The sequence below is a fragment of the Mesorhizobium sp. C277A genome, from assembly GCF_040324395.1.
Taxonomy (GTDB): domain Bacteria; phylum Pseudomonadota; class Alphaproteobacteria; order Rhizobiales; family Rhizobiaceae; genus Mesorhizobium.
This window is the reverse complement of the sequence record NZ_JAMYVW010000002.1, coordinates 3,108,173-3,122,207: the sequence shown is the minus strand read 5'-3', so window position 1 is coordinate 3,122,207 and position 14,035 is coordinate 3,108,173. Positions and strand designations below refer to the sequence as shown.

At 57.8% G+C, this 14,035-nt stretch carries 18 protein-coding genes; 7 read left to right on the top strand and 11 right to left on the bottom strand.

Annotated elements, in window-relative coordinates:
* The first annotated feature begins 111 nt into the window (after positions 1-111).
* A complete protein-coding gene (locus NKK52_RS15490; protein WP_023681138.1) occupies positions 112-1,269 on the top strand; it encodes a hypothetical protein in 1,158 nt (385 codons plus the stop codon).
* Between the two features lie 69 nt (positions 1,270-1,338).
* Here NKK52_RS15490 and NKK52_RS15485 read toward each other — a convergent pair whose 3' ends face one another.
* Genes NKK52_RS15485 through NKK52_RS15475 form a run of 3 tightly spaced genes read right to left on the bottom strand, consistent with a single transcriptional unit; the run spans position 1,339 to position 4,225 of the window.
* Positions 1,339-1,860 carry a ferritin-like domain-containing protein gene (locus NKK52_RS15485; RefSeq protein ID WP_023681139.1) on the bottom strand — a complete coding sequence of 174 codons (522 nt, stop codon included), beginning with the start codon at positions 1,858-1,860 and terminating at the stop codon, positions 1,339-1,341.
* A 47-nt stretch (positions 1,861-1,907) separates the two neighbouring features.
* The gene (glf, locus tag NKK52_RS15480) at positions 1,908-3,050 is read right to left on the bottom strand and encodes a UDP-galactopyranose mutase (protein ID WP_023681140.1); all 1,143 of its coding nucleotides are present in this window, start codon (positions 3,048-3,050) and stop codon (positions 1,908-1,910) included.
* 2 nt (positions 3,051-3,052) lie between these two features.
* Positions 3,053-4,225 (bottom strand): glycosyltransferase family protein, encoded by a 1,173-nt coding sequence (locus NKK52_RS15475; protein WP_023681141.1) that lies wholly within the window; start codon positions 4,223-4,225, stop codon positions 3,053-3,055.
* 353 nt (positions 4,226-4,578) lie between these two features.
* Between NKK52_RS15475 and NKK52_RS15470 the strand changes: the two genes are divergently transcribed.
* Positions 4,579-5,496 carry a glycoside hydrolase family protein gene (locus NKK52_RS15470; protein WP_023681142.1) on the top strand — a complete coding sequence of 306 codons (918 nt, stop codon included), beginning with the start codon at positions 4,579-4,581 and terminating at the stop codon, positions 5,494-5,496.
* Between the two features lie 192 nt (positions 5,497-5,688).
* Here the strand turns inward: NKK52_RS15470 and NKK52_RS15465 are convergent, their stop codons facing one another.
* Positions 5,689-5,877, bottom strand: a complete 189-nt coding sequence (locus NKK52_RS15465; RefSeq protein ID WP_023681143.1) for a hypothetical protein — start codon at positions 5,875-5,877, stop codon at positions 5,689-5,691.
* Between the two features lie 120 nt (positions 5,878-5,997).
* Here NKK52_RS15465 and NKK52_RS15460 point away from each other — a divergent pair, with 120 nt between their 5' ends.
* Both NKK52_RS15460 and NKK52_RS15455 read left to right on the top strand, forming a co-directional pair.
* On the top strand, positions 5,998-6,507 hold the full coding sequence (locus NKK52_RS15460; RefSeq protein WP_023681144.1) for a pyridoxamine 5'-phosphate oxidase family protein: 510 nt from the start codon (positions 5,998-6,000) through the stop codon (positions 6,505-6,507).
* Positions 6,508-6,632: 125 nt separating this feature from the next.
* Positions 6,633-7,232: a cupin gene (locus NKK52_RS15455; RefSeq protein ID WP_023681145.1), complete on the top strand. Its 600-nt coding sequence runs from the start codon at positions 6,633-6,635 to the stop codon at positions 7,230-7,232.
* Position 7,233: 1 nt separating this feature from the next.
* On the opposite strand, the gene NKK52_RS15450 is transcribed toward NKK52_RS15455, so the two are convergent.
* From NKK52_RS15450 to NKK52_RS15430, 5 genes are all read right to left on the bottom strand, one after another.
* Positions 7,234-7,530, bottom strand: coding sequence for a SemiSWEET family sugar transporter (locus NKK52_RS15450; RefSeq protein WP_023681146.1), 297 nt, complete (start codon positions 7,528-7,530; stop codon positions 7,234-7,236).
* A gap of 14 nt (positions 7,531-7,544) precedes the next feature.
* On the bottom strand, positions 7,545-8,108 hold the full coding sequence (locus tag NKK52_RS15445) for a hypothetical protein (protein WP_033000226.1): 564 nt from the start codon (positions 8,106-8,108) through the stop codon (positions 7,545-7,547).
* Positions 8,109-8,227: 119 nt separating this feature from the next.
* Entirely contained in the window at positions 8,228-9,004 is a 777-nt protein-coding gene (gene xth, locus NKK52_RS15440) for an exodeoxyribonuclease III (protein WP_023681148.1), read from the bottom strand.
* Between the two features lie 68 nt (positions 9,005-9,072).
* Entirely contained in the window at positions 9,073-9,285 is a 213-nt protein-coding gene (locus NKK52_RS15435; protein WP_245259911.1) for a hypothetical protein, read from the bottom strand.
* Between the two features lie 215 nt (positions 9,286-9,500).
* A complete protein-coding gene (locus tag NKK52_RS15430) occupies positions 9,501-10,028 on the bottom strand; it encodes a YciE/YciF ferroxidase family protein (protein WP_023681150.1) in 528 nt (175 codons plus the stop codon).
* Between the two features lie 422 nt (positions 10,029-10,450).
* Between NKK52_RS15430 and NKK52_RS15425 the strand changes: the two genes are divergently transcribed.
* Complete coding sequence (locus NKK52_RS15425; RefSeq protein ID WP_023681151.1) at positions 10,451-11,851, top strand: phospholipase D family protein; 1,401 nt, start codon at positions 10,451-10,453, stop codon at positions 11,849-11,851.
* Between the two features lie 91 nt (positions 11,852-11,942).
* On the opposite strand, the gene NKK52_RS15420 is transcribed toward NKK52_RS15425, so the two are convergent.
* Positions 11,943-12,239, bottom strand: coding sequence for a hypothetical protein (locus tag NKK52_RS15420; protein ID WP_023668045.1), 297 nt, complete (start codon positions 12,237-12,239; stop codon positions 11,943-11,945).
* Positions 12,240-12,312: 73 nt separating this feature from the next.
* Positions 12,313-13,305, bottom strand: coding sequence for a YihY/virulence factor BrkB family protein (locus NKK52_RS15415; RefSeq protein WP_023681152.1), 993 nt, complete (start codon positions 13,303-13,305; stop codon positions 12,313-12,315).
* A gap of 194 nt (positions 13,306-13,499) precedes the next feature.
* On the opposite strand from NKK52_RS15415, the gene NKK52_RS15410 reads away from it, so the two are divergent.
* Together NKK52_RS15410 and NKK52_RS15405 are read left to right on the top strand one after the other, a co-directional pair.
* Complete coding sequence (locus NKK52_RS15410; protein WP_156933724.1) at positions 13,500-13,724, top strand: hypothetical protein; 225 nt, start codon at positions 13,500-13,502, stop codon at positions 13,722-13,724.
* Positions 13,721-14,014, top strand: a complete 294-nt coding sequence (locus tag NKK52_RS15405) for a hypothetical protein (RefSeq protein WP_023681153.1) — start codon at positions 13,721-13,723, stop codon at positions 14,012-14,014. The genes NKK52_RS15410 and NKK52_RS15405 overlap by 4 nt, the downstream gene beginning before the upstream one ends.
* The last annotated feature ends 21 nt before the right edge of the window (positions 14,015-14,035 follow it).

Genomic DNA, 14,035 nt, shown 5'->3' with positions numbered 1-14,035 from the left:
AGCAACGAACATGGGGCGCGCCCGACTGAATTCGGTATTTCGCCAACGCGGTTCCCGGTCCGGACAAGGCGGCCGAGTTCGAAGCCGATTGCCCAAAGGAGACTTCGAAAAATGAGCGAAGTGGGACGCCAGACGGAGGCCTCGGTTCCGGAAGCTTCGCGCTTCGCCAGTTTTTTCATGGCAGGCTTTGAATGCTCCTCGCACCGGCGCAAGGACGGCGTTCGCCTCGATCTTATTCGTGCGACCTCGCATAATTTGCATGCCCTGGGCGACTACCGCGGCTGCGCCGAACTCGGCCTTCGCACCATCCGCGACGGCCTGCGTTGGCATTTGATCGAAACCGCTCCCGGAGCCTATGACTGGTCAAGTTGGGCGCCAATGGTCGAGGCAGCCCGATCGGCAGGTGTTCAGGTAATCTGGGACATCTTCCACTACGGATCTCCGGACCATGTCGATCAGGGGTCGCTGCATTTCATCGACGCCTATGCCTCGTTCGCGGCAGAAGCCGTCAAGGTACACCGTTCGATCACCGGAACATCGCCTCTGTTGTGTCCCATCAACGAAATCTCCTTTTTCGCATGGGCTGTCGAGGTCGGCTATTTCCCGCGCGTGGGGCCGAACAAACGTGGATGGTTCAAGCGGCACCTCGTGAAGGCCGCCATCGCGGGTGTTCGTGCAATGCGGGAGATCGACCCCGCCTGCAGATTTGTCTGGGCCGAGCCGCTTATCCATATCGCCCCTCGCGACCGAACCCGCAGCGAACGGCGCCGGGCCGAAAACGCCCGACAGGGGCAGTTCGAAGCTTACGACATGTTGCTGGGCCGCGTCGAACCTGAGTTGGGCGGGAGCGAAGATGTTGTCGATGTCGTGGGCTTGAATTTTTACCCGCACAATCAATGGTACGTAAACGGGCCGACGATTCCGATGGGACACCACGAGTACCGCGCCCTGTCGGAAATGTTGCTAGAAGTTGCTCATCGATACGGCAAGCCGATGTTCATTGCGGAGACCGGCTCCGAGGGATCCGGCGGGCCGGCTTGGCTCCATTATGTCTGCGACGAGGTGCGTTCCGCAATCAGTCTCGGAGCGCCGATCGAGGGTATTTGCCTGTACCCGATAACGGCCTACCCGGGCTGGGACAATTCGCGACATGCCGAGGTCGGTTTGTTTTCCGTCATCCAGGCTGACGGCAGGCGACACCTGCGCAAACCCACAGCAGATGAACTGGCCCGTCAGCAAGGTCTTCTCGTGGCGGACACGACACCTTGAAGAGGCCTAAAACGAGGGAGGGGCGGGCGAGCGTCTGTTTCGAAACGCCGCCCGCGCCGGCGCGGTGCATCAGCTTTTTGCAGTCGCCCCAGCCTCGCGCAGCCTGGCATATCGCATGGTAACGTCGCTCAGATTTTCCTTGAGCCAGTTGGCCATGGCTTCCTCTTCGTTCAGGTTCTGCTTGAGGGCCCTTTCAGCATCCTGGAAGCCCCCGGCGTCGGCCAGTACCAGCAGCGAATTGTAGGCAGCAATCTCGTAGTTCTCGAATGCGAAATTCGCCAGGCTGTTCTTGATGATCTCGTCGCCGGCCATCGAATGTCCCATGGCGGCCACGCTGCCAACCATCGACAAGGCAGTGTCCTTGAGGGTGGAGTGCTCCTCACCAAGGCCCTCCAGGACGGACTCGAGTCTCGTGATCTGGCCTTCGGTTTCCTGAATGTGCCGGCGCAAGCGATCGGCCACCTCAGGATAGTTCTCTATACGCTCGACCTGAGGGTTCATGATCGCCAGCGCTTGATTTTCCATGGCGTGCGCGTTGCGCAAGCCGACGATAAATATCTCACGGCTTTCCGAGTTGAAGTTTGTATCCATCGAGTTTCTCCTTCTGATACCCGCCCGATCTTCCGTCTTGGAAGAAACTATCTTCTCGGCTCTGCCAACAACGGCTCCTCCGTGCGCGCCCAGGCCGGGAGGCTTTTTTGGATGCGCGCGAAAGTGGCCAGAGCCTGTCCGACTACCTGGTCCATGTTGTAATAGCGGTAAGTTGCAAGCCGACCGACAAACCAGACGTCTGGGCAGCTTGCCGCGAGCGCTTCATAGCGCTTGTAGAGCACTTCGTTTTCGGGCCGGGGCACGGGATAGTACGGGTCCCCGATGTCCGTGGGGTATTCGTAGGTCAGGCTGGTCCGCGAACTCTGCTGGCCGGTCAGATGTTTGTACTCGGTAATGCGCGTGTAATCTTCCGTCTGGGGATAATTGACCACGGCAACCGGCTGAAATTGCTCGCAATCCAGTGTAACGTGCTCGAAACGAAGCGAACGGTACGGAAGGTGCCCGAGCTGCCAGCCGAAATATTCATCGATCGGGCCGGTATAAACCATGCGCCTGAACGGTATCTTCTCACGAATTTCACGGAAATCGGTCTGCAGCATGATCTTGATATTCGGATGGTCGAGCATGCGCTCGAACATCCGCGTGTACCCGCCGGCCGGCATTTTCTGGAAGCTGTCGCTGAAATAGCGGTCGTCACGGTTGGTCCTGGTCGGCACTCGTGCCGTCACGGATTTGCTCAGCTGACTGGGATCGACGCCCCATTGCTTTCTTGTGTAGCCGCGGAAGAATTTTTCATAGAGCTCGCGCCCCACGGTGCTGACGACGACGTCCTCAGCCGTTCGGACATCCTCCACCGTTTCGCGTCGCGACGCGAAGAAATCCTCCAGCTGTGCCGAGGTCAGGTCTAGCCCGTAAAGCCGGTTGATGGTGTCGAGATTGATCGGGATGGGAACCAGTTGCCCGTCCACGGCCGCCAACACCCTGTGCTCGTACGGCCGCCATTGCGTGAACTGCGAAAGGTGGTCCACGATCGTTTGGCTGTTGGTGTGGAAGATGTGCGGGCCGTAGCGATGGATGAGGATGCCGGCTTCATTGTAGCAGTCGTAGGCGTTGCCTCCCACATGGCTGCGGCGGTCGATCAGCAAAACGCTTTCTTGACGCTGCGACGCTATCCTTTCGGCAAGCACACTGCCGGCGAAACCCGCGCCGACGATCAGCCAATCGAACATGGCTATGCACTCCTGCGAAGGGGCACGACCTTCTTGCGTTGGTAGGCGCGCTCAATGTGAGCTGCCATGGCATTCCATGTCCGTTCCCAGGACATGTCCGCAAGGTAGGCATCGACTTGCTGCAGGAGCATCTGACGCGGTCGCGAAAGAACGGAGCGCAACTTGATTTCCAGATCGTCACAGTCGGCGATTTCCACCAGCCCGGCAGCACCGTAACTGCGCACCACGTCGACGATTGCCGTCGAGATCACCGGCAGACCCGCGGCGAGGAATTCCGGCGTCTTGGTCGGGCTGATGAAACGCGTCGCCTCGTTGAGGGCAAACGGCATCCATCCGGCGTCCCAATGGCGCAAATAGTCGGGCAGATCGCAGTAGGCTTTCGGGCCAAGCCAATGCAGGTTTTCGGCTTGCGGCAGGCTTGCAGGGTCGATCTTGACGACCGGACCGAGCATGACGAAATGCACGTCCGGCATTGTCTTTGCCGCTAGCGCCACGAGATTGACGTCCAGCCGCTCGTCGATGACGCCGAAATATCCAACCCTCGGGGAAGGAATGCCGGCCTGGTCGGCTGGGTCCCTTCCTGGCCGTCTTGCGGTGTGAAAGTGCCTCACATCGATGCTGCTCGGAAATGGAAAGATGGCGGGATGGAGGTGACGCTTGGTCTCGAACAAGCTTAGACCACCGGTGAAAACCAGATCCGCGCGGCGCAGAAGCGCCTTTTCCATCTGGCCCAGCTCGGGGGGCGCATTCTTGAACGCAGAGAGTTCGTCCATGCAGTCATAGACGCATATGTCTGGGTCGAGGAATTCCGTGAAGCGAAGAGCCATTGGGGTGTAGTACCAGGCGATCAGCCGGCTATGCGGCATAGAAGCGATGGTCTGCTGCACAAATCTCCGCTGGACGGCATCTGCTTTCGCGGCCGACGTGCCGAGCGGCAGCACTGGTGTGACAATTAGAATGTTTTCCGATGCCACGCTCGTCCGCATCAGCGGCTGCGGCAATTCTTCGAAAAGGGGTTCTTCAAAGTAGACCACTCGCTGCTGAGCGGATGCGAGAGTGAGGAGATGCTGCGGACGCTGGTGAACAAAATTCCATCGTAAGTGGGAGAAGCAGACCAGTATATTTTCGCGACGAACATATTGACTGCCGGTTACCCCGCCAAAGGCCGCATCCATTGACATACTCCCTCTGTGACACTATTTATGTTACGATTAACATTTGTTAATCGCGAATGGAGAGAACTACTTAGTTCCAGCTCCTAACTTTCGATCAGGTGAGTTGTTCCAACTGAAATGAAGAAGGCCCGGTCGCCCGCTTGTTCCACGCACGAAGCGGGATCTGGTTGCGGAGGCGAGGGCGGCTGTCGGAACCCGGCCGCCACTGAAACCGTGGTTCAACGAGGAATGCTGGTGGACAGCGGCATTGCCGTATTTGCGTTGAACTCGTTGGCTATAGAATGTGCCTAACATCAATGATTCGCCTGTATCTCTGCGCGTCTCCGACTGCCGAGGCGAATTCCGGGGCTGACATGAACATCAACTTTGAAACCAACGTTTTTCCACTGTTTCATCCGCAAAGCGTGGATGATCTCAAGGACCCGTGTCCTGTCTTCGATGGCCGTGTCTGGCACGTCTTCGGGTCAAGCGGCACGGTCACCACTGAGACGTGGAGAATCTTGCATGCCACGGCGCCCGATCTGTATGGACCGTGGGCCGAGCATGAGCCGATCGAACTTCCAATCAACGGCACTGGTGTTGCGGCTCCCGGTGTGACCCACGAGTGCGGCGTCTTCCACATGTTCATCCAGACGGAATTCATGAAGTCGGGTGGCCGTTGCGAGCATGCGGTTTCCAACGACGGGTTCCATTGGGTAGTCCTCAGTCCGGCCATTCTGGCCATCCCGGACACGGAAGAGGACGGAATTTACGATCCGCATCCGGCGGTCATTGGCGGTGGGCGCTACCTCGTTTATTCGGCTATGCCAAAATTCACCAGGGTGCCTCAGCCCGACATCTATCTGGCGCGTAGCCAGTCCGACTCGTGGTTCGGTCCGTGGAAGCGGATCGGCAAAATCCTCGACCACAACGATGTTCCCCACCATAACACCAGAGATGATCCCGACTACGAATGGGGCATTGAGGGCGCGCAACTGATCGAATTGCCGGACGGCCGGGTGCTTCTCAATGCCACGTGCTTTCTTCCGGACGGCCTTCGGGGAAACCGGCAACGGGTGTTTTTTGCCATAGCCGACGAGGTCAGCGGACCTTACGTTTCGATCGGCCCGGTGCTGGAGCCAGGTCAACCGGGCGAGAACGGCCACTCGACAGTGATGATCGAAGGAAGTCAGCTTTCGCTGTTCTACCAGAGCCGGGTTGCCACAACCGATCACCGATGGCGCTACGGTTTGGCCAGATGCGACGTCGCTCTCTTTTCAAAGGTCGCGTGATTCCAGGCTGCCATTAGCGCCTTCAGGCTGCCATTAGCGCCTTGAGGCGGATGCGCGTCATGCGGCCATGAAACTCCTGAGGGTGAAGGTGATCCGCGTCGGGGACGGCAAGTAAAGTGTCATCCGACGCAGCAGGAGAAACGACATGGCCGATGCGGATCGACGATTGCCGCGATCGCAATGAGCTCATAGCTATTTCTTCGGTGCCTTGACAGGGAATGTCGCGTCGCCGTCTTTTTTGCCAGAGATCACCCGCGGATCGGCGCTGGCGACGCCGTCGTTTCCGCCGCCCTTGTGGTCCTTTTCCGACTGACCCTTTGCGTCCTGCTCGGGTGTCCGTTTTGATGTTCGAAGCGTCTTGTCCGCCATCGCGTTTGCCATCCAAACTTCCGGCAATTTCGAAAGTTCCACCGCTTTAGCAAGCCGAAGGACCCAGTGAGTTGGAACGTCGTGGCGGGACGTGAGTTGTAAGCGAGGATATTCACCCGCAGGAGGACGCTTATGGCTAACCGCCGAGAGCAGCAGACGGACCTCACGCCCGCCGAGGCAACAGACCGCATCTGGGAACTCGCCGAGGACATCGACGTCTGCATGTTTGTGACCTGGGACGGCGAGTACAATCGAGCCCGTCCGCTATCTGCGCGTGTGGTCCGTGAAGAAAACGCCATATACTTCCTCGTCAATGACGACAGCGCCAAGAGCAAGCAGCTGTCGACCTATCCAAAGGTCACATTGGCCTGGAGTGACAACAGCCACTACAAATACGTCACCATGTCAGGCCCGGCCACAGTGACAAATGATAGGGAACAGATCGCCGAGCTCTGGGAGAAAACTGACTCAGCCTGGTGGGATAATGCCGATGATCCCGAGATTCGTCTGATAACGGTCAAACCCGACGAAGGCGAATTGTGGGACAGCCCGGGGCTAATGATGGCTACCGCAACGATGGTGTTTGCGGCCGTTACCGGCGCCAAGCCGAATGTGGGCGACAACGCAAAGGTCGAGCTCTGAGCGAGCGGCTAACCTCTGCTTTCCGGCCGCGTATCCATGCAAGGTTTGTTTGACCCTGCGGAACGGAGCGCTTCTGGTGCATGTTGACTAAAACGTGTTCGATATTTTCCGCAGAGGCAGCGTCGATGAGCATTTTGGAAACCAGCAAGAAAGTGATCGAGAACGTCACCGGTTTCGCAAGACCGCGCAAGGAAGCTGTCGCCGGATTTGTGAGGCAGCGAAAGTCGAATGAGTTCTGGTTCAAGGATGATGGACTTGTACCCAATCATCCAGCATGGCCGCTCGTCGTTTATCGCGGCGCCGTCGAATTGCCCGAAGGACTTGATCCAGCAGCCGTCATGGAGGTGCTTTTCGATGCAAACGGATGGGGCGATAGCTGGCGAAACGGCATCTATGATTACGTTCACTATCATTCGCAAATACACGAGGTTCTGGGCATTGCCCGCGGAAATGCTGAAGTCCGGTTTGGCGGCAAGAAAGGACGAACGCTGTCGCTGAAGGCTGGCGACGTCGCGGTCCTCCCGGCAGGCACCGGGCACCAATGCCTCTCGGCATCCGATGATTTTTTGGTTGTCGGCGCGTATCCTCCATTTGGGACTTATGACGAATGTAGGAGCAAGGATCAGCATAGCGATGCGCTCGCAACCATCCCCAAGGTGGGGCGTCCGCGCAAGGATCCTGCATATGGTAGCCAAGGTCCGCTTCTGAAAAGTTGGAAGCGTTAATTTAGTCGTCGGGGTCGAAAGCCTTGGCAACTGCATCTTTCTCAGCCTGCGGCAGGACTGTCATTGTGAGAATGAACGCTGACAGCAGGAGACAAACGCCATTCGTGATTATGATCGGCCACTCTGCCTTCATGATGCCGAAGGCCAGCCACAAGGCGAACCCCAACACAGTGATGGCATACGTCGGTGCGGAGATGCCGCTTGTCTCTCGTGTCCTGATGATTTTCCAGGCTTGCGGCGTGAAACTGCTCATCGAGCAGACGGTCGCGAGATAGCCGATGAGCGTGACTGTCTGCATGGAAGCGGCCTGCCCTACGTCGCAGATACGCGCTTAAGATCAGATACGCGGACCACGCCGTGCTGGCTGACAAAGGTCAGGGTGGAGTCCGTGCTCTGGCTCTGCGAAACACCGGATATGCGATGGTCGCCTGTGTCATAAATCTCCATCTTTCCATGATCGTCGATGACCAGCCGGCTTCGCTCAGGAAACGCTGCGTAGCGCATATTGTTTTGAGAACCAGCGGCAGACGGGCTCCCAAACTCCTCAGGCCACCATGAGCCGGCGTGGGCCATAGCTGCAGAACGATAGCTCGTGTCGTCGCGTTGTGGCTTGGCGGGATGATCGCGCAGGTAGGCCGAGAGCTCCGCCGCGATAGTGTTGAGCTTCGCCTTGAGGCTGTCATCAAACATGTCGCCGACCATCGTCATGCCGGAGGACCATTGTGACATTCCTCCGAAGTCGACGTGGCTGAACTGGGCCATGGTTCCACCACCACGCCGCAACGCCTCAAGGACAGCCATGACAGCGCCATCAGTGACGCCTTGCTGGCGTGCAAGGCGCGCAATCAGTTCAGCTTCCTTTTGAGTGTTTGTCATCATTGCGTCCTTTGAATCGCTTGGCGCCGGCAGTCCTCATTGTTGACGATAGACATGCGCGGCCAAATGTAATCACGAAGGAGCGCCACCAGGTTCTTCAGGCTCCTTGCCGAGGAAGCTCAATCAAGTTCTATCCAGGCTGGCGCATGATCGCTCGGCTTGTCCCATGCACGCGTTTCGGCATCTACTCCGGCATTCTTCAGGCGATCCAATAGGGATGAACTCAGCAAGAGATGGTCCATCCGGAGCCCGGAACTCCGATCGTACCCGCCGCGGTAGGAGAAGTTCCAATAGGTGTAAATTCCTTTTTCTGGATGAATGCGACGAACCGCATCGAACCAGCCCTGAGCAAGCATTTCGGCGTATGCGCTCCGGCTCTCGGGGTAGTAAACGGCATCGCCAACCCAGCGCCCCGGCACCGCCGCGTCGATCGGGCCTGGAACGACGTTATAGTCGCCGCACAGGATTGTCGGTGAGCTGTCGCCGAGCAGCACCTGGCCATAGGTGATCAAGCGTCGGAACCAGCGAAGTTTGTAGTCGAACTTCGGCCCCGGCGCTGGATTGCCATTGGGCAAATACAGGCAGCCGACAACAAGCCCATTCACATCTGCCTCGATGTAGCGGCTGTGCGAATCGTCGGGATCGCCCGGCAGACCTCGACGACGTTCCAGCGGCTCAATCCCGCGAGCGAGGATTGCCACGCCATTGTAGGACTTCTGTCCGTGCCAGATTGCGCCATAGCCGGCGTTTCTAATCGCGTCGACGGGAAATTTTTCGTCAGAGGTCTTCAGTTCTTGAAGGCAGACGATGTCATAGCCGGTTTCGCCAAGCCACTTGAGAAGCACTGGCAGTCGGCCGTTGACGCCATTGACGTTGAAGGTTGCGATGCGGGTCATCTCGACGATTTAACGTCTTTGCGCCGCTTCGATGCGACATAGAGTCGGTAGCCAAATCTTGCCTTTTGTCATCGTCCATCTGCATTTTTGCTCGAAGCATTGGTGCTTTGACCGGAAGCAGCGGATGTCTTTGCATCTTTGGAATGCGCGGCAATTGCCGGACCCGCGCCGGTAGCTTTCCGCATATCGCCGCTCCCCTTGCCGTCAGTCGATTTCTTGCTCAACAGTCCTGAGAAATATTTTCCAAAGAAGCCCATCCGACTCTCCATCTTGGCGCTCATTCGGCGACTTTGCGGGCCCTGAACTCATCTCTGCGCTGTTCTCGCAGCTGCCGAGGATCGCTGCGCGAACCGCCAAGCGCGCGGCGCCTGACCAGCGCGGCCGAACACTCAAGCAGGAAACATTCCAGTCCTTTGTAGATATGCGTGATCATGTCCTTCATCTCCCGGGACCGCCTCGGCACATGGGTCGCCGAGGCGGTTGGGTAGGCGATCAATCAAGCCGCTTTCCGTTCTGCCGCTCGTTCGTTGACGCCGGCTTCACCGAGGGCAGTCAACGCCTCGTCGGTGGCCTTCTCCTCTTCAAGTGTCGCATTGAGGAGCGCAACCACGTCATCCTTGCCGAGCGTCGTAGCCCAGGCAATCAGGGTTCCATACCTGGCGATCTCGTAGTGCTCCACGGCTTGCGCGGCACCGACGAGCCCTGCATCGAGCGAAGTCGAACCCTTGTACTCCTGAAGGATTTCAGATCCTTCCTCCAGGATGCCGTCGATCGCCGGGCAGGTTTTGCCGCGCGCGGCCGCGCCGAGAATCTCGAAGACCTCCTCCAGACGTTCGACCTGCCCCTCGGTTTCAGCGAGGTGCTTCTCGAATGCTGCCGAAACTTGCTCTTCGGATGCGCCTTTGGCCATCTTCGGCAAGGCTTTCAGAATTTTCTTCTCGGCATAGTAGATGTCTTTGAGGCCATCGAGGAAAAGGTCCTCCAGGTCCTTGTTGTTGCCATTGGCTTTCTTGGCAGTGGGCATTGTGCCGTCTCCTCTGTTGAAAATTGCCCGTCGCGAGCATTTTCTTAACTCGGAAACCCGAACCCGGTTCCGGCATAATGGAGATATCTAAATTTAAAGGGTCCTGCGCTTCAGTGAGAACAACGACCACGTCATTCTCGTCGAAGAGCCGCGGCGGGGTGCACGCCATCGGGCTCCCGCCAACAGTTCACGGTCTGAGGGGCTGGGACTACAGGAGAAGCAAGTTCCGCGGCGGCAGCAGAGCAGTCGGGGCAACGCCTCTCAAGCCTCCTGACCGCTCTGCAGCCGCTTGATTGCTGGCCCTGCTTGCATCCAGCAATTGGGTGATTGGACGCTGCGTATGCAACCAGAATACCTCAGAATGGTTCTAGCTATGATTTGAGCGGGATGGCAGCGAGCGCCGTCCAAAGGTGGCAATTTTTATGGACGTATCACTTTCGCGAACCGCAGACGACAACATCAAGGCCGGCAAGAGCGGCTTGCTGCTTGTCTCGGACAATTATGACGCTTTCGCCGTGCGCGTGCTGGCGGCAAGGAGCGCTGAGCGCAGCCTCGACCTGATGTATTACCTTTGGCATGATGACCACACCGGCCGCTTGCTGCTTCGCGAGGTTTTTCGAGCTGCTGAGCGCGGTGTTCGGGTGCGCATGCTCCTTGACGACGTCAATCCGCGCAAAAATGATGCGGCATATCTGGCGCTGAACCACCATCCAAACATCGAACTGAAGTTGTTCAATCCGAGCGGTATCAGGCGCGGCCGGATCATGCGTGGTGTGGAAGTGCTGTTGCGGCTCTTTGCATTGACGCGACGGATGCACAACAAGGCTTGGATCGTTGACGACAAATTTGCCATTGTCGGCGGTCGGAATGTTGGCGATGCCTATTTCGATGCGGCAGAAACCAATTTCCGGGATCTCGATCTGCTGCTCCTGGGGCCTGCGGTTTGGCAAACCGCGGCGATATTCGATGCCTTCTGGGCTTGCAATGAAGCCAAGCCAATCAAAACCTTGGGATCAGTGGCTGAGCATGAGCATGCCAAATGGCTTGAAGGAAGCGATACCGGCCCCGATCCCAAATTCCTGAACGGCATCGGCAACCGGGGCTCGATCACGGAGTTTATTGCGGCCAGCAACGACGTTCATTGGGTGGATGGCGTGCGGGTCATTTCCGATCCGCCGGAGAAGGTTCGTGGTTGGAGACGTCGCAGCTGGCTTATGAAAGAGCTGCGTCCGATCATCCAATCCACCCGCGGGTGTCTGGAAATTGTGTCGCCCTATTTCATCCCCGGCAAAAGGGGCACAGCGATCTTGCTGGACCTTGTCGGCGCCGGTGTTGACGTTTCGGTTCTGACCAACTCCCTGGCCGCTACCGACGTGGCCGCAGTCCATGGCGCTTACGCAAACTATCGCAAGCGGCTGCTGAGGAATGGCGTCAAAATTTTCGAGCTTCAGCCGCTCAACCGGCGCTCGGCAATCTCGGTGTTTGGCTCGAAGGGCGCCAGTCTGCATACGAAAGCTTTCACCGTCGACGACAATATCGGCTTTGTTGGTTCCTTCAATTTCGATCCACGGTCAGTGTCCTTGAACTCGGAAATGGGCGTGCTGTTTGAGGATCCGAAATTGGTCGCCGAGCTGCGGCATCGATTCCAATCGGAAATATCTCCGGAAACAAGCTATCGGCTCGAACTGAAGCACAATGTTCTGCATTGGCACGGATGCGGCGAAGGCAAGATTCAGGACTATACGCATGAACCAGAAGCCGGATTTTTTCGCCGTATCCTGGCGGTCTTCGTCCGTCACCTCCCGATCGAATCTCAGCTCTAGCATCTGATGATGGCCGAGGACCTCGCGATCTCAGCGAATTGCCCTGCCGGGGATCGCGTGAGCGAAACGTGAAACCCTGATCTACCACGGGTCAGCCAGACCGCATCACACCCGGTTCTTCGACAACCGCGTCGCCAATCCCATGCTGTCCGGCGTCCGGATCACTCGGCAACACGTCGGAAAAATTGACTGTGGCGACCAGGTATCCGGCTTCATCGTAGACCTTGATAGTCGATCCCGATTGCTTGGTTCCTGACCCAGGATCCGCCGCCACCGCTACGCGCGCCATCTCTATTGCTCTCGGACTGGCCATCTCCGCACTCGCTAGCTCTTCCTCGAGAGCGGTAGTCTGGCCGGATACTGTCGTCTCAAAGCGGAATTTTGGCATGGGCAACCTCCTGTTCCTATGCAATTCCGGTGTCCGGGTTGCGTTCCAAAGAAACAGAATTGGTGGGAAGCAGCTAAGATCGCCGCGATGGCCAGACCCGTGTCGCCACGAAGGTCAGCAAACCCGTGATCACAATCCAGGCCTGCACCTCGCGCTGGATGGTTGGCCCAGGGTTCGATGTCTGTCGCGACGGGCTCTCTGCCTCCACTATCGGTTGAAGGTCGGACCGACTGCCGAGACGGACGGAATAGGCCCGCGTGAACTCGGCGCCGAGCAGGAATATCTCAGACGAATAGTAAACCCAAAGCAGCACGACCAGCAGTGCACCCGCCGCGCCATAGGAGGATGCGATCGCGCTGGTTCCGATATACCAGCCAATCAGCGACTTGCCGATGGTGAAGAGCAAAGCGGTCACTGCCGCGCCAATTGCGACATCGCGCCAAGCGAGCGACCGGTCCGGCAGGATCTTGAAGATCGCGGCAAACAGAGCGGAAATCAGCACGAATGATACAATGCCGTTTATCGACGCGAGAATGATCGTGCCGAACGGCAGATGGGCGTTGATGACAGCGCCAAGCGCGGAAATGGCGGCACTCGCCGCCAACGACACAAGCAGTAGAAATCCCAACGCTGCAACCAGACCCAGGCTGGCCGCCCGCGCCCGCACCAATCGCGACACAGACATGGGTGGTGGGTCAATCTTCCAGATTGTGTTGAGCGAAAGCTGCATTTCGCCAAACACCCCGGAGGCTGTCACGAAGAGGGTGACGATGCCCACCAAGGTGGCAAGAGTGCCGGCGGTTCTGTGAGAAGCGCTTTCGATGGTGCTGCGCAGAAGGTCGCCGGTTTGCGATCCCATCACGCCTGCGATTTCGGCCGACAGAGCGAGTTGAGCTGCTTCATGCCCAAAGACAAGTCCAGCAATCGCAACAACGATCAACAAGATCGGGGCCAGGGACGTAACGGCATAGAACGCCATCGCCGCACCGTGGCTGAGGGCATTGTCGTTGATGAATCCGAGGATGCTCTCCTTGCCAAGAACCCAGGCTTCGCGTGCCACCCGCATGGGGAATTCCTTTTACCTCAACGAGCAACCTAGTGCTGTCGGCAACGAAAGCGAGACCTGCCGCCAGTGCGCGAGGCGCGATTGCCGAGACACGCCCGCTTGTCTCTGCACCAACGGCCAGAAATGTTCCATGCGGCGCCGGAACTCGCCGGGCTCGTAATGGTTATCGGTCATCCGATTGGAGTGATCAAAAAATGCCTGATAATGAAAACCATCGCGAGACCGGCGCAACGAAGTACCCGGCTAGAACAGGTCCTGATCCTTCGGATGCGTTCTCTCAGGATGCGGCCGGCAACAAGAAACCCAAGAGTGGGGTCGGTCTGACGCGGCCAGTCAATGAGGTGGATGACAAGACGCACCAATCCGATGGCCAGAACGCCCCGGCGAGGCCGGGCGGCGGAAACACGGTCAAGCCATGAACGTTGCCAATCTTCAGCTTGAAGGGTTGATGATGGCGGTCGCGTCAATCAACAATCTGCTCGTTCACAAAGGTCTGCTGTCAATTGACGAGATCGATACCGCCCTGCGAAAGGCAGAGGCGTCCATGACAAGTGACGAGCGGACCTACGAAGATATGTCACCGGCCAACCGTGACGCGATCTGCTTCCCGATCCGGCTTCTGCAGATCGCAAACAACGCGCAAGGCGAACTGGACATCCCACCATTTCCAGAGCTTGCAAAAATGGTTGGGCAAACCAAGGAACCTTAACGTCAGCGGTGACGACATCAC

Bases quoted from the DNA above. Each gene is read 5' to 3' on its own strand.
- NKK52_RS15460 (WP_023681144.1), top strand. From the start codon at position 5,998: ATGGCTAACCGCCGAGAGCAGCAGACGGACCTCACGCCCGCCGAGGCA.
- NKK52_RS15455 (WP_023681145.1), top strand. From the start codon at position 6,633: ATGAGCATTTTGGAAACCAGCAAGAAAGTGATCGAGAACGTCACCGGT.
- NKK52_RS15470 (WP_023681142.1), top strand. From the start codon at position 4,579: ATGAACATCAACTTTGAAACCAACGTTTTTCCACTGTTTCATCCGCAA.
- NKK52_RS15430 (WP_023681150.1), bottom strand. From the start codon at position 10,028: ATGCCCACTGCCAAGAAAGCCAATGGCAACAACAAGGACCTGGAGGAC.
- NKK52_RS15405 (WP_023681153.1), top strand. From the start codon at position 13,721: ATGAACGTTGCCAATCTTCAGCTTGAAGGGTTGATGATGGCGGTCGCG.
- glf (WP_023681140.1), bottom strand. From the start codon at position 3,050: ATGTTCGATTGGCTGATCGTCGGCGCGGGTTTCGCCGGCAGTGTGCTT.
- xth (WP_023681148.1), bottom strand. From the start codon at position 9,004: ATGACCCGCATCGCAACCTTCAACGTCAATGGCGTCAACGGCCGACTG.
- NKK52_RS15435 (WP_245259911.1), bottom strand. From the start codon at position 9,285: ATGAGCGCCAAGATGGAGAGTCGGATGGGCTTCTTTGGAAAATATTTC.
- NKK52_RS15475 (WP_023681141.1), bottom strand. From the start codon at position 4,225: ATGGATGCGGCCTTTGGCGGGGTAACCGGCAGTCAATATGTTCGTCGC.
- NKK52_RS15465 (WP_023681143.1), bottom strand. From the start codon at position 5,877: ATGGCAAACGCGATGGCGGACAAGACGCTTCGAACATCAAAACGGACA.
- NKK52_RS15490 (WP_023681138.1), top strand. From the start codon at position 112: ATGAGCGAAGTGGGACGCCAGACGGAGGCCTCGGTTCCGGAAGCTTCG.
- NKK52_RS15485 (WP_023681139.1), bottom strand. From the start codon at position 1,860: ATGGATACAAACTTCAACTCGGAAAGCCGTGAGATATTTATCGTCGGC.
- NKK52_RS15450 (WP_023681146.1), bottom strand. From the start codon at position 7,530: ATGCAGACAGTCACGCTCATCGGCTATCTCGCGACCGTCTGCTCGATG.
- NKK52_RS15410 (WP_156933724.1), top strand. From the start codon at position 13,500: ATGCCTGATAATGAAAACCATCGCGAGACCGGCGCAACGAAGTACCCG.
- NKK52_RS15425 (WP_023681151.1), top strand. From the start codon at position 10,451: ATGGACGTATCACTTTCGCGAACCGCAGACGACAACATCAAGGCCGGC.
- NKK52_RS15415 (WP_023681152.1), bottom strand. From the start codon at position 13,305: ATGCGGGTGGCACGCGAAGCCTGGGTTCTTGGCAAGGAGAGCATCCTC.
- NKK52_RS15420 (WP_023668045.1), bottom strand. From the start codon at position 12,239: ATGCCAAAATTCCGCTTTGAGACGACAGTATCCGGCCAGACTACCGCT.
- NKK52_RS15445 (WP_033000226.1), bottom strand. From the start codon at position 8,108: ATGACAAACACTCAAAAGGAAGCTGAACTGATTGCGCGCCTTGCACGC.